This window comes from Actinomadura meyerae (assembly GCF_900188445.1).
In the GTDB taxonomy this organism is placed as follows: domain Bacteria; phylum Actinomycetota; class Actinomycetes; order Streptosporangiales; family Streptosporangiaceae; genus Spirillospora; species Spirillospora meyerae.
Window position 1 is genome coordinate 24,886 of record NZ_FZOR01000040.1, and the last position, 13,355, is coordinate 38,240.

Annotated in this window: 13 protein-coding genes; 10 read left to right on the forward strand and 3 right to left on the reverse strand. The window is 72.0% G+C overall.

Translation table 11 applies throughout. From position 1 onward, the window contains the following. Positions 1-55: 55 nt before the first annotated feature. The 3 genes from CHF16_RS31055 to CHF16_RS31065 are packed head-to-tail and all read left to right on the forward strand — an operon-like array spanning position 56 to position 4,397. Positions 56-2,599 carry an ATP-binding cassette domain-containing protein gene (locus tag CHF16_RS31055; protein WP_089329720.1) on the forward strand — a complete coding sequence of 848 codons (2,544 nt, stop codon included), beginning with the start codon at positions 56-58 and terminating at the stop codon, positions 2,597-2,599. After that, entirely contained in the window at positions 2,596-3,582 is a 987-nt protein-coding gene (locus CHF16_RS31060) for an ABC transporter permease (protein WP_089329721.1), read from the forward strand. Before CHF16_RS31055 ends, CHF16_RS31060 begins: the two co-directional genes overlap by 4 nt. Beyond that, complete coding sequence (locus CHF16_RS31065; RefSeq protein WP_089329722.1) at positions 3,579-4,397, forward strand: N-acyl homoserine lactonase family protein; 819 nt, start codon at positions 3,579-3,581, stop codon at positions 4,395-4,397. The genes CHF16_RS31060 and CHF16_RS31065 overlap by 4 nt, the downstream gene beginning before the upstream one ends. A gap of 175 nt (positions 4,398-4,572) precedes the next feature. Here CHF16_RS31065 and folP read toward each other — a convergent pair whose 3' ends face one another. Genes folP through CHF16_RS31080 form a run of 3 tightly spaced genes read right to left on the reverse strand, consistent with a single transcriptional unit; the run spans position 4,573 to position 6,595 of the window. Then, positions 4,573-5,490, reverse strand: coding sequence for a dihydropteroate synthase (gene folP, locus CHF16_RS31070; protein ID WP_342750148.1), 918 nt, complete (start codon positions 5,488-5,490; stop codon positions 4,573-4,575). After that, positions 5,487-6,119 carry a cyclodeaminase/cyclohydrolase family protein gene (locus CHF16_RS31075; protein ID WP_179271783.1) on the reverse strand — a complete coding sequence of 211 codons (633 nt, stop codon included), beginning with the start codon at positions 6,117-6,119 and terminating at the stop codon, positions 5,487-5,489. Before CHF16_RS31075 ends, folP begins: the two co-directional genes overlap by 4 nt. After that, entirely contained in the window at positions 6,116-6,595 is a 480-nt protein-coding gene (locus tag CHF16_RS31080; RefSeq protein ID WP_089329723.1) for an OsmC family protein, read from the reverse strand. Before CHF16_RS31080 ends, CHF16_RS31075 begins: the two co-directional genes overlap by 4 nt. Positions 6,596-6,786: 191 nt before the next feature. Here CHF16_RS31080 and CHF16_RS31085 point away from each other — a divergent pair, with 191 nt between their 5' ends. The 7 genes from CHF16_RS31085 (at position 6,787) to CHF16_RS31115 (ending at position 13,308) form a co-directional block, all read left to right on the forward strand. After that, entirely contained in the window at positions 6,787-7,476 is a 690-nt protein-coding gene (locus CHF16_RS31085; protein WP_179271784.1) for an IclR family transcriptional regulator, read from the forward strand. Positions 7,477-7,720: 244 nt separating this feature from the next. After that, the gene (locus CHF16_RS31090) at positions 7,721-8,395 is read left to right on the forward strand and encodes a peroxiredoxin-like family protein (RefSeq protein WP_089329725.1); all 675 of its coding nucleotides are present in this window, start codon (positions 7,721-7,723) and stop codon (positions 8,393-8,395) included. Positions 8,396-8,442: 47 nt separating this feature from the next. Further along, the gene (locus CHF16_RS31095; RefSeq protein ID WP_089329726.1) at positions 8,443-9,708 is read left to right on the forward strand and encodes an ABC transporter substrate-binding protein; all 1,266 of its coding nucleotides are present in this window, start codon (positions 8,443-8,445) and stop codon (positions 9,706-9,708) included. After that, entirely contained in the window at positions 9,705-10,475 is a 771-nt protein-coding gene (locus tag CHF16_RS31100; protein WP_089329727.1) for an ABC transporter ATP-binding protein, read from the forward strand. The genes CHF16_RS31095 and CHF16_RS31100 overlap by 4 nt, the downstream gene beginning before the upstream one ends. Further along, positions 10,456-11,262: an ABC transporter ATP-binding protein gene (locus CHF16_RS31105; protein WP_089329728.1), complete on the forward strand. Its 807-nt coding sequence runs from the start codon at positions 10,456-10,458 to the stop codon at positions 11,260-11,262. The genes CHF16_RS31100 and CHF16_RS31105 overlap by 20 nt, the downstream gene beginning before the upstream one ends. Further along, positions 11,259-12,158, forward strand: a complete 900-nt coding sequence (locus CHF16_RS31110; RefSeq protein WP_089329729.1) for a branched-chain amino acid ABC transporter permease — start codon at positions 11,259-11,261, stop codon at positions 12,156-12,158. The genes CHF16_RS31105 and CHF16_RS31110 overlap by 4 nt, the downstream gene beginning before the upstream one ends. 136 nt (positions 12,159-12,294) lie before the next feature. After that, positions 12,295-13,308 carry a branched-chain amino acid ABC transporter permease gene (locus CHF16_RS31115; protein ID WP_089329730.1) on the forward strand — a complete coding sequence of 338 codons (1,014 nt, stop codon included), beginning with the start codon at positions 12,295-12,297 and terminating at the stop codon, positions 13,306-13,308. Positions 13,309-13,355: the final 47 nt, after the last annotated feature.

Below are 13,355 nucleotides of genomic sequence, written 5' to 3' on the forward strand. Positions count from 1 at the left end.
GGCGGCACGGCGCACGGGAGCGCCGCCCGCCCATCGCCGGCGAGGAGAATTACCAATGGAACCAATCAAGGTGTCGGACGCCGCGGCGTCCGGCGTGGGAGCCGCCGAGGTTCTCGGGCTTCGCGGTGTATCGAAGTCCTATCCCGGGGTCCGGGCGCTCAACGACGTCTCGCTGTCGTTCCGCGCCGGCCGGGTGCACGGGCTGGTGGGGGAGAACGGCGCCGGCAAGTCCACGCTGATGGCCATCGCGTCCGGCGCGGTGCGCGCGGACGAGGGCACGGTCGCGCTCGGCGGCGAGGTCGGCGAGCACGGCGACCCGAACTGGGCGCGTGAACGCGGGCTCGCCATCGTCCACCAGGAACCGGCGCTGCTGCCGGACCTGACGGTCGCGGAGAACATGCGGATGGCCGTCCCGGCGCGGCTGCGGCCGTCGATCCGGAGGCAGAACGCCTGGGCCCGCGAGCACCTGGCGGCATGGGAGGCGGTGGCGCGGATCGCGCCGGACGTGCCGACCCGCCAGTTGCGGCCGGACGAGCGCTTCGTCGTCGAGATCGCCCGCGCGCTGGCGTGCGAGCCGTCCGTCCTGATCCTGGACGAGCCGACCGAGCACCTGCTGAAGGCGGGTGTGGCCGTGCTGTTCGAGGCGATCCGGCGCTGCGCGGCCGACGGGGTGGCGGTGGTCTACATCTCGCACCGCATCCGCGAGGTCATCGAGATCGCCGACGTCGTGTCGGTGCTGCGCAACGGGGAGCTGCGGGGCACCCGTCCCGTCGGCCCCGAGCTGACCGAGGACGAGCTGGTCACGCTGATCGTCGGGCGGCGGCTGTCGGCCCGGTTCCCCGCCAAGCTCGCCGCGTCCGGGGACGCGGCGGAGATCATGACCGTGCGGGGGCTGCGCGGCGCGGGCTTCGACGACGTGTCGTTCGCGCTGCGCCGCGGTGAGATCCTGGGCCTGGCCGGGGTCGAGGGGCAGGGGCAGCGCGAGGTCCTGCGCGCCCTGGCCGGACTGGAGCGTTCGCACGGGACGGTGCGGCTCGACGGCGCCGAGATCGACGTGCGCGGCCCCGCCCGCGCCGCCGCGTCCGGCGTCGCCTACCTGTCCAACGACCGGCACCGCGAGAGCGCCCTCACCGGGCTGTCGGTGCGGGAGAACCTGATGCTGCGCGCCCTGGCGCCGCTCTCGCGCCTGGGCCTGCTGAGCGGAAGCGCCGAGCGGCGCCGCTCCGACCGGGCCATCGCCGACTTCGGCATCCGCACCGTCGGCGGCGAGGCGCCGATCGAGTCGCTGTCGGGCGGCAACCAGCAGAAGGTCATGATCGGCCGCGTGCTGCTGTCGGACGCCGCGCTGATCCTGGTGGACGAGCCCAGCCAGGGCGTCGACGTCGGAGCCCGCGCCGAGATCTACGCGCTGCTGCGGGAGGCGACCGCGCAGGGCAAGGCCGTCTGCGTGCTCTCCTCCGACAACTCCGAACTGGCCGGCCTGTGCGACCGGGTGCTGGTCTTCTCCCGGGGGCGCATCGTCAAGGAGTTCGACGGCGACGAGGTCGTCGAGCGCGGCATCACCGAGGCGGCCGTCACCACCTCGACCGCCTCCCGCACGCAGAAGGACCAGGCGGCGGGGAAGGGGCGCGGTAAGGCCCTGCTGCCGCCCAACGTGCTCCCCTGGGCCGTTCTCGGGGTGGCCATCCTCGCGCTCGGCGCGGTGGCGGCGTCGCAGAACGAGTTCTACCTGTCGAGCCGCAACTTCGGGCTCATCCTGCCGATGCTGGCGATCATGGTGTTCGCCTCGATGGGACAGCAGTTCGCGCTGCTCGTCGGCGGCATCGACCTGTCCATCGGCCCGCTGATCAGCGTGGTCGTGGTGACGGCGTCCTTCGTCCTGGCCCCCGGCACCGGCCCGGCCGGCATGGTGCTCGGCTGCCTGGCGCTGCTGGCCGTCAGCATCGCCGTCGCGGTCGTCAACTGGGGGCTGGTCCGCCTGTTCCAGATCGGGCCGATCATCGCGACCCTGGTGACCTACACGGCGCTGCAGGGCGTCGCGCTGATCATGCGGGAGACCCCGGGCGGCTCGTTCGAACCCGGCCTGGTCTACCAGCTGCAGAGCACGGTCGCCTTCATCCCGGTCACGGTGATCGTCGCGATCGTCGTGGCGGTCGCGCTCGAACTCGCCCTCACCCGGACCGAGACCGGCGTCCGCCTGCGCGCCGCCGGTTCGAACCCGGGCGTGGCCGCCGAGGTCGGCGTCAAGGTCGGCCGGATGAACCTCCTCGCCTACGTGGGCGCCTCGGTGTTCGCCATGGTGGGCGCCCTGGTGTTCCTGCCGGTCGCGGGCTCCGGCAACGCCACCGTCGGCAACGTCTACACCCTGTCGACCATCGGTGCCGTCGTCCTCGGCGGCGCCAGCCTCTTCGGGGGACGCGGGTCGTTCGTCGGCGCCCTCCTGGGCGCCGCGGTCATCCTGCAGATCAACACCGTGGTGTCATTCCTCGGGCTCACCGCCTACTGGCAGCAGTTCCTGCTCGGAGCCCTGGTGATCACCGCCACCGCCTTCTACTCCAAGCTCGGCTTCCAGGGCGCGGGAGCGAGGAGCTCGTCATGAATCGGGTCACCCGGCGGCTACCGGCGATGCCGGTCCTGTACGCCACCATCCTGCTGTTCATCGTGTGCCTGCTCGTCGCGCCGAGCAGCGTCAACGGGGCCTCGCTCAACGCGATGCTCCCCTTCGCCGCCGTCCTGGCCGTCTGCGGGATCGGCCAGACGCTGGTCGTCCAGCAGCGCGGCATCGACCTGTCGGTCACCGGCACCGTGACGCTGTCCGCCGTGATGGTCAGCAAGCTCCCGCACGGCGACGGCGACCTGCTCTGGGCCGTGCCCGCCGTCCTGGTCACGGGCGCCGTCATCGGCGGCGTGGTCGGCCTGCTCGTCACCTACCTGAAGGTCACCCCGCTCATCGCGACGTTCGGCATGAACGCGGTCATCGGCGGGCTCGTCCTGGCCTACTCGGGCGGCACGACGCACCGGGTGCCGCCCGGCCTGAGCGCGTTCTCGACCGGGCGGACGCTCGGCGTGCTGAACCTGGTGTGGCTGGCCGTCGTCCTGGTGCTGGTGGCCGCGCTGGTCATGGCGTCGACGAGGTTCGGACGCGGGTTCGTCGCGGTCGGCGCCAACATCGACGCCGCCCGTGCGTCCGGCCTGCGGGTCTCGCTGATCCGCTGGTCCGCCTACGTGGGCGCCTCGGCATGCTACGCCATCGCCGGGATCGTGCTCGCCGGCTACGTCAACGTGCCCAACCTCCAGGTCGGCGACGGCTACGTGATGCCGTCGATCGCGGCGGTCGTCCTCGGCGGGACGCTGCTGTCCGGCGGCCGCGGCCGCATGGTCGGGACGCTGGTCGCGGCGGTGCTGCTCAGCCAGCTCAACCAGTTCGTCCTGTCGGTGGGCGCACCGTCCGCGATGCAGCTCATCGTCCAGGGCTCCGTCATCGCCGTCGCGGCCGTCTTCCAGAGCGCCAGGGGACGCGCGCTCGCGAGCGCCGTGCGGCGACGTCTCATTCCCACCCAAGCAAAGGCGGTGTCGGCATGACCGAAGCATCGAGCAAGGCCCTGGCGGGAGCGCCCGCCGGTGTGGCGACGCGGCTCTGGGCGCTCGAAGGCCCCACCTTCACCCTGCCCGCGAACTTCCTCGTCGTGCACGAAGAGGGGCGGGTCACCATTCCGGTGCCGTGCTTCCTCATCGAGCATCCCCGGGGGCTGGTGCTGTTCGACACGGGCATCATCCCGGAGGCCAGCGAGGACCCGCTGTCGGTCTACAGGCCCGAGACGCTGGAGTTCAACCACCTCCGCTACGACCCCGCGCAGCGCGTCGACCGCCAGATCGAGGCGCTGGGGTACACCGTGGAGGACGTCAAGCACGTCGTCCTGTCGCACCTGCACGACGACCACACCGGCGGCCTGCGCTTCTTCCCCCACGCCGACATCTGGATCGGCGAGGGCGAGCTTCCGCACGCCTACTGGCCGCATCCGCCCCAGCGCGACCTGTTCCGCTACCGCGACATCGACCCGGCCCGGGACTTCACCTGGCACGAACTGCCCGGCGACCACGACCTGTTCGGCGACGGCAGCATCGTCGTCCTCAGGTTCCCCGGCCACACGCCCGGAAGCAGCGGCCTGCTGGTGCGCCTGCCGTCGCGCAACCTGATCCTCACCGGCGACGCGGTCCACCTGCGCGCGGCGATCGAGAAGACCATGCCGATGGGGACCGACTGGAACACCGCCGAATCCGTCCGCTCGATCCGGCGCATGAAGCGCCTCGCCGCCTCGACGCCGGCCGAGATCTGGATCGGCCACGACCCGCAGGACTGGGAGCACTACACCGGCAACGGCCGCGAACTGACCTGACGTCACCTGAGCTTCCGCCCGATCACAGGGCTGAAGCACCCGGCCCGGGCGCCGGACGGCCCGCCGGACGGCCGTCCGGCGCCCGTCCGGCGGCCGACCACGACGCAGCCCGGTGCCGGGCGGCCGGACCACGGACCGGCGGCCCGCTCGTTTCGCGGCTGCTTGTTTCATCGCCTCATGGCCGGTGCTCGGCCTGGCTTGGGCCGGGCGCTCGGGTTCTTGCCTTCACACCGCTGGACGGGCGGAGTTCGGCGGCGACTCTCAATGCGTCAGCCGTGCTGTGCACGTCGTGCGCTCTTACGCACCAGGCGCCCTGCACCGCCGCCCACAGGGAGATGGCGGTGCTGGCCGCGTCCCGGTCGGCAGCGCTGCGGGGGCGCCCGTCCGGCGCGGCGAGCAGTTCGCCCAGGAAGCTCTTGCGACTGGCGCCCACAAGGAGCGGGTAGCCCATCGCGATGTGCGCCAGGTTCCTCAGGAGGATCCAGTTGTGGTCGGGGTTCTTCGCGAAACCCAGACCCGGGTCGAGGATGATCTGCTCCTGTCGGACCCCCAGCCGTTGCGCACGATCGATCTGCACCCGAAGTTCGTCCCTCACCTCGCGGACGACGTCGTCGTAGCGCGCGTGACTTCTCATCGATCGCGAAGGCGCGCGCCAATGGGTCAGCACGTAAGGGACGCCGAGCTCGGCGACCGTGCGGTGCATGGCCGCGTCCGCTCTGCCGCCGCTGACGTCGTTGACGAGGACGGCGCCCGCGCGAACGGCCTTCCTGGCGACCGAGGCGCGCATGGTGTCGATGCTGACGACCACACCTGCCGCGGCCAGTCCCTCGATCACGGGCAGGACCCGCCGCAGCTCCTCCTCGCCGGTGGTCCGGGCGGCGCCGGGGCGTGTCGACTCGCCGCCCACGTCCACGATGCCGGCGCCCGCCCGGCGCAGGTTGATGCCTTCCGCGATCGCGGCTGCGGGGGTGGCGAATCTGCCGCCGTCCGAGAACGAGTCCGGGGTGACGTTGAGGACCCCCATGACCGAGCAGTTCCCTCCGCGGCCGGTGAGCGGGCCGCGGTGGACAGAGTCCGCGGCCGTGGTCGTCATCGGTGTTCCTCGGCCGACCGGGTGGCGGCTCCCGTCGTCGGCAACGACTCGGCTGCGGCCCGTGCCCGGGAGGCCAGGCGGCCGGCACGGGACGCGCGCATGTCGTCGGCCGCGCCGTCCCCGAGGTTGGCCGACACCAGGTGCGCCGCGCCGGTGGCGGCCGCGGCCGCTTGGTGCGCCGCGATCGCGGCGTCGCCCGCCAGGTGCGGGTTGCCGCACGACGCGAGGTCCGCGGCCGCGGCGGCGACCGCGGCCGCGATCTCGCAGACGGCCAGGGGGACGGCGACGATGGCCGCACCGGCCCGGTGCCGCCGGGCGGAGGCGTCCGACGAGGTGTCCCGTGACGCCCGGACGTAGTCCGCGTAGGCCGCGGCGTCCTGCTGGGCGAGCCGCAGCGCCCGAGCGCCCAGCCTTTCGAGGCCGCGCAGCCTGGACGGGGGGAAGGCGGTTCCGAGGCGCTCCGGTCCGGTGTAGCCGATGACCATCTGGACGAGGGAGGCGGCCATGGCGGCGGAGACCGCGAGGACCGCGCCTCCGCCCGGCGTGGGGGTCCTGGTCGCGAGCCGCTCGACGAACTCGTTGAGCCGCAGCCGGGGAATGCCGGCGGCGGACGGGCTCCCGGCCGTCACCGGAACCGCAGTTCCGTGGTCAGGGTGACGCTCGTGCCGATCGACCGGGCGATGGGGCACCGGCGCTGATGGACGGCATGAGCGCGGACGATGTCCGATTCCGCCACCCCCGCGTCGCGGCGGAGTTCGTAGACGACGTGGACGCCCGCCACGCGGAGCACGGCCTTCTCCTTGACGATGCGTCCCGCGGCCTTCGCCACCAGGCTGCCGCCACCGGTGTCCTGGCCGAGCGCGAGGAGCATCCCGGAGAAGGTGCCGGTCAGGCATCCCGCGGCGGCGCCGATCAGGTAGTCGAGCGTCGTCGCGTGCGGCTCCAGCTCGTGGCCGGGGACGCCGTAGTGCTCCGCGATCTCGGCGCGCATCCCCATCACCACGTCTCCGTCGACGGGGACCGTGACGACCTTGGCGCGGCCCGGGGCCGGCCGCACGGTCACTTCGGGGATCTGGATCGTCTCCAGATCGTCGCTCTCGGCCATGAGACTCCAATGTGCGATAATCGGTTGTTAGACTCGTATATCGGGTAACCTGAAAGCCTGTCAACGGTGAGCGGCATCCGGTGCCCGGCCTCGGGGGACCCGGCCGCCGGTCGTGTCGGTGCCGGGAGAGGTGCCGGATTCTGGTAAAAGTGGCGGTTGCGGCACGCGATGCGAGGATCAAGGAGGCCGGTGTGGGGGCCAGCGGAAAGCCGGCGGGCGGGGAGATCGCCCAGACCCTCGATCGCGGGCTCCAGGTGCTGGAGTTCCTCGGTACGTCGGCGGACGGCTTCACGGCCACCGAGGTCGCCCAGCACGTCGGCGTCCACCGGTCCATCGTCGCCCGGCTGCTGGCGACGCTGACGGCCCGCAAGTTCGCGACCCGCCTGGACGACGGCCGCTACGTCGTGGGGAGCGGGGTCTTCAGCCTGGCCCGGATGGTCTCGCGGGATCTCATCTCCATGGCGACGCCGCTGCTCCGCGACGCGACCGAGCGGGTGGTGGCCACGTCGGTCCTGCACATCGCCGACGGCGACGAAGTGGTGACCGTGCTGTCCATCGAGCCGTCGGCCGCCAACTTCCGCGTCGGCGCCCGCGGGCCGCTGCCGGCCTTCGCGGCGTACGGCATCGCCATCCTCTCGGGGCGGCCGCCGCGTCCGGGGGAGCGGCCGGAGGTGGCCGAGGCCCGCTCGCTGGGATACGCGGTCACGACCGGTGAGGTGGTGCCCGGCTACACCGGCATCGCCGCCCCGATCTTCACCGCGGGGGGCGAGGCCATGGGCAGCGTCGGCCTCGTCATACCGGCCGAGCGCATCTCGGAGGTGCCGGCGCTCGCCACCGAGGTGATGGCGCTCGCCAAGGCGCTGTCGCTCGCCGGCGGCTGATCTTCCCGTTCCGGTTCGCGCCGGGAGCGGACCACCCGCTGCGCGGGTGACCGCCATCGCCCGTCCGTGCTCGGACCAGGTGCGCCCCTCCTCGCATCGCGCGCTCGCGCATGCCTTCTTCGCCTGTGTCTCCGTCCGCGCATGCGCCCTCACCAGTCGAAGTGCGCACTCTTGACAATCTCCGAACGCCGATGCCACTGTTCCGTTTATCGAACACAAGTGCCGTTAATCGGTGGAGGCGAGTATGGCGGATGCCGCGTCGCGCAGGACGTCCCTCAGGGAGCAACTGGAAGAACTGGCCGCGTCGGTGAACCGACCGGAGGACGCCAAGGCGGCGATCAACCGGGCCTTCGCGGACATCGAGGAGCAGGGCCTCGTGCCGGGACTCGCGATCGGGGACCGGGCCCCCGACTTCGAGCTCCCCGACGCCCGGGGCGGCCGGGTGCGGCTGGCCGACCGGCTAGCGACGGGGCCCGTCGTGCTGACCTTCTACCGCGGTTCGTGGTGCCCCTACTGCAACCTGGAGCTGCGCGCGTACCAGAGCCGGCTGGACGAGTTCGCAGCGCAGGACGCCTCTCTGATCGCCGTGAGCCCGCAGGCCCCGGACGACGCGATGTCGATGAGCGAGAAGAACGCCCTCGAATACGACGTCCTGTCCGATGTGGACCAGCACGTGCTCGACGCCTACCGCATCCGGTTCGACCTTCCGGCCGGGATCACCGCGCACATGCTCGACTCCACGCTGGCGGCGCTGGCAAAGCAGCAGCCCGACGGGCACTACAGCCTCCCCGTCCCGGCGACCTTCGTGCTGGACCGCCAGGGGACCGTGCGGGCCCGCCACGTCTCGATGGCCTACCGGACCCGCATGGAGCCGGACGAGGCTCTCGCGGCGATCCGCGAGATCAACGCCGCCCGCTGAGGGCGCGCACCCACCCCATCTCGAAACCACCGGACTTAAGGAAGCCCATGAACGCAGGCGGCATCATCCGCTCCGGCGCGGCGAAGGCGGGGCGCGTCCTCCTCTGCGCGGCGCTCCTCGGCACGGCGGCGGCGTGCTCGACCAAGGGCGGCGGGGGCACCGCGGCCGTCGGCGTCACCGACGGCGAGATCCACCTCGGCGTGCTCAGCGACCTGACCGGCCCGTTCAAGGCGCCCGCCGAGCAGCAGAACCTCGGGATCCAGCTGTACTGGGACCAGAAGAACACCGCCGGCGGCACCTGCGGCCGGCGGATCGTCCTGGAGACCCGCGACCACGGGTACGACCCGCAGAAGGCGATCTCCCTGGCCGGCGAGCTGAACGACAAGGTGCTGGCCTACCAGATCAGCGTCGGCTCGCCGACCTCGCTGGCGATCAGGTCCGAGCTCGAGGACGACCGGATCATGGCGATCGCCATGAGCTGGTCCCCGGAGCTCGGACGGTCGCCCGCGCTCGTCGTGCCCGGCACCTACTTCGACGCGGAGGCCGTCGACGCGTTCGACTACCTCGTCGAGCGGGGCGACATCGAGCGCGGCGACACCGTCGGGCACGTCTACTTCCAGGGCGACTTCGGCGAGCCGGCCCTGGCCGGGCTGCGCTACGCCGGCCGGCGGAACGGCGTCACGGTCGAGGCGGTCCAGGTCGATCCCAGCATCACCGACCTGACGTCCCAGGTCACCGCGCTCAAGGACGCCGGAGTGAAGGCGGTCTTCGTGAACGCGGCCCCGCCGCAGCTCGCCTCCCTGGCCGGTCTCAGTGAGGCCGCCGGGATGGACGTCCCGATCGTCGCGTCCATGGGCGCCTACGCGCCGCAGCTGCTCGACACCAACGTGGCCTCGATCCTCGAGAAGCGCGCGCTGGTCGTCGGAAGCGTGACCGCCTACTCCGGGGACGGGGCGGCGGCGACCAAGGTGAGGGCGCTGTACGAGAAGTCGGGGTCCAGGGTGCCGCCGAGCCAGATGGTGGTCCTGGGCTTCGCGATCTCCGCGGTGCTCGACCAGGCGATGACCAAGGCCTGCGACGGCGGGAAGGACCTCGACCGGCGGGCGCTGTGGGACGTCTTCCACGGGAAGTTCACGATCGACACCCAGGGCGCGACCGTGCCGCTCGACTACTCGAAGCCGGGCGCCGGCCCGTCCGACAAGATCATCGTGCTCCGTCCCGCGAAGGGCGTACCGGGCGGCCTCGACGTCGTCGAGACCGACTACGCCGGCCCGACCGTGGCCCGGTTCGCCGACGAGTCACCGCAGAAGTGACGGCGGGCAGCGGACCGCCGGTCCTCGCGGCGGAAGGACTCACCGTCCAGTACGGCTCCTCCACGGCGCTGAAGAACGTGGGAGTCCGGGTGGGGCAGGGCGAGGTCGTCGCCATCCTGGGGAGCAACGGCGCCGGAAAGAGCTCGCTGCTGAGGACGATCTCGGGGGTGCTGACGCCGCACGGAGGACGGGTCGTCGCCGGCTCGGTGCTCCACCGCGGCACCCGGCTCGGCGCGCGGTCGGCCGACAAGCGGGTCCGCAGGGGCATCGTCCAGGTCCCCGAAGGCAGGCAGATCTTCGCGACGCTCACCGTGGAGGAGAACCTCCGCATCGGCGGCCACGCCCGGCGCGGCACGCGCGCCGAGCTGCGCAGGCGCCTGGACCGGGCCTTCGACACGTTCCCGATCCTGTCCGAACGGCGCGCCCGGCCGGCGAGCCTGCTGTCGGGCGGAGAGCAGCAGATGCTCGCTCTCGGGCGCGCCATGATGGCCGACCCCGACCTGCTGCTCCTCGACGAGCCATCGCTCGGCCTCGCGCCGCGGATCGTCGACCAGGTGAGCCGGATCATCCGCGACATCAACGGCGGGGGGACCTCGGTCGTGATCGTCGAGCAGAACGCCCACGTCGCGCTCGAACTCGCGGACCGCGCCTACGTCCTCGCGGTCGGCGAGATCGTCCTGGAGGGCGGCGCGGCGGAGCTGAGGTCCAGTCCCGCCGTCCAAGCGGCATACCTGGGAGGTGAGATCCATGACGACCCACGCGCATGACCGGGCGGACGCCCCGGCCGGGCTCACCGTCCGGGACGTGACGCTCCGCTTCAACGGGCTCGCGGCGCTGTCCGGCGTGTCGCTGGACGTCGCGGCGGGCTCGGTGCACGCCCTGATCGGCCCCAACGGCGCCGGCAAGTCGTCCCTGCTCAACGTGCTGAGCGGCCTGTACCCGCCGCAGGAGGGGTCCGTCCGGCTGGACGGCCGCGAACTCGTCGGGAAGCGGCCCCACAAGATCACCGGCATGGGAGTGGGGCGCGCCTTCCAGAACGCGTCGATGTTCGACGGCCTCACGGTGGAGGAGCACCTGATGATCGGGCAGTACCGGCACGGCACGGCCGGCGTCATCGCCGCCGGGCTCCGGCTGCCCGCGGAGCGGCGGGCCGAGCGCGTCGCCCGGGCGGTGGCCGCCGAGGTGGCCGAGTACCTGGACCTCCGGAAGCACCTGGACGAGATGGCCGCCGAGCTCCCCTACGGGCTGCAGAAGCGGGTCGACCTCGGACGCGCGCTCGCGACCTCCCCCCGGCTGCTCCTGCTCGACGAGCCCGCGGCCGGCCTGCACACCCACGAGAAGGCGGAGCTGACGACGCTGATCACCAGGTTGGCGGTGGAACGCGGGCTGACCGTCGTCCTCGTCGAGCACGACATGAAGCTGGTCATGAGCGTCGCGGACGCCATCACCGTGCTCGACTTCGGGACCGTGATCGCCGACGGGGATCCGCTGCGGGTGTCCGGCGATCCGCGCGTCATCGCGGCGTACCTGGGAACCGCGGAGGAGTCGGCGTGAACTACCTGGCCACCGTGCTCATCACCGGTGTCTCCGTGGGCTCGCTCTACGCGCTCGTGGCACTGGGAATCGTGATCGTCTACAAGGCGTCCGCGGTCGTGAACCTGGCGCAGCCGTCGATGCTCATGCTCGGCACCTACGTCGTCGCCAGCGCGACCACCACCCACGGCGTGCCGTTCTGGATCGCGCTGCTGCTGGGCATCCTGTTCACCGCGGGGATGTCGGTGCTCGTCGAGATCGTTCTCGTCCGCCGTTTCACCCGCCGCAACGCCGTCGTCGCGGCCAGCGTGATGACGATCGGGCTGGACTTCGCCCTGGTGACCGAGGTGGACCGCCGGATCGGCCCGCGCATCATCCCCACCGGGGACCCGTGGGGCGCCGGCACCCTGTCGGTGCTCGGCGTGACCGTCCCGGCCATCCGGGTGGTCGCGCTGGCCGTCAGCCTGGCCTTTCTCGGAGCGTTCTATCTGTGGCTCCAGCGGTCCGGTTACGGGGTCGCGATGCGGGCGACCGCCGAACGCCCCGAGACGGCCGCGCTCATGGGAGTCAGGCTGCCCGTGGTGGCGGCGGTCGCCTGGGGAATGTCCGGGCTGCTCGCGGTCGTCGCCGGCGTCTTCCTGGTCGGGTTCCCCAGTCCGGGACTGGACACGAGCCTGGAACAGGTGGCGCTCCGGGCGCTGCCGGCCGCGATCATCGGCGGTCTGGACTCCACGTCCGGCGCGATCGCGGGAGGGCTGCTGGTCGGCCTGTCGGAGGCGTTGGTGCTCGGCTACCACACGGAACTGGCGTCGTTCGGGCAGGGGCTCGAGATCGTCGCGCCTTACCTGGTGATGCTGCTGGTCCTGGTCTGGAGACCGGCCGGATTGTTCGGGAGTCAGGAGCTGCATCGTGTCTGAGAGTCCGAGTAGGACGCGGGAAGAGGCCGAGGAAACGGATGCGTCCACGCCGGTGGCGGGTTCCGGAACCAGCCGGAGCCGGAGCCGGAGCCGGCGTCGGCATGGTCCCGGAGCGTGGAGAAAGCCGGTCGCGGCGTTGCTCCTGCTCGCGATGCTGCTCGTGCTGCCCCTGTACGTCGACGCGTTCTGGCTGAACATGGGGGCGTTCGCCTTCGCCGCGGCGGTGGGCGCGATAGGTCTGACGGTCCTCTACGGACGGGTCGGGCAGCTCTCGCTGGCCCACTCGTTCTTTCTCGCCGTCGGAGCGTACGGGTACATCTTCTTCGCCTCGGACCCCGAGGACGGGGCATGGGGCGCGGGGCTCCCGCCCCTGCCGGCCGCGGTCGCCGCCGTCTGCTTCTCGGCGGTCGTCGGCCTGGCCTTCAGCCCGGTCGCGCGACGGCTCAAGGGGATCAGTCTCGGCGTCGCCACCCTGGCGCTCATCTTCATCGGCGAGCACGTCTTCTACGCGCTGCCCGAACTGAGCGGCGGCTACAACGGCCGGACCGTGCCCGACCTCGCCGTCGGAGGATTCGAGATCGTCGGAGACGACCCCGGCATCGTCCTCGCGGGAGTGGAGTTCGGCCGTCCGGAACGGCTGTGGATCCTGTGCGGGCTCGTCCTGATGGCGACCGCGGCCTTCACGACGCGGGTGCTGGAGAGCCGTATCGGCCGGGCCTACGCGGCCGTTCGGGACGGGGAGTCGCATGCCGCCGCGCTGGGCATCAACCCCAGCCGCGTCCGGTCGAGCGGCTTCATGTTCGGTTCGGTGCTCGCGGGCATCTCGGGGATCCTGCTCGCGGTCGCGTTCCGCCGCACCGTCCCCGACTACTGGACGCTCACCCTGTCCTTGCAGTACCTGGCGATGGTGATCCTGGGCGGCCTGGGTTCGGTGCGAGGCGCGATCGGCGGCGCCGCGTTCGTGACCGCGATACCGCTGCTGCTGCAGAGGTACGGAGCCGTCATCCCCGGCCTGAGCACCGGGCCCGGCGCGGCGTTTCCCCCGTCGGTGGTGGCGCAGCTCGTGTTCGGGATCCTGATCGTCGCGGTGCTCTGGGCCGATCCCAGGGGACTGGCGCACACGCTGGGACGTCTGCGCCGGGCGCGCTGACGGTTCAGACGACCGGCGGCAGCGCGTCACCGTCCCCCGGTGCGCGC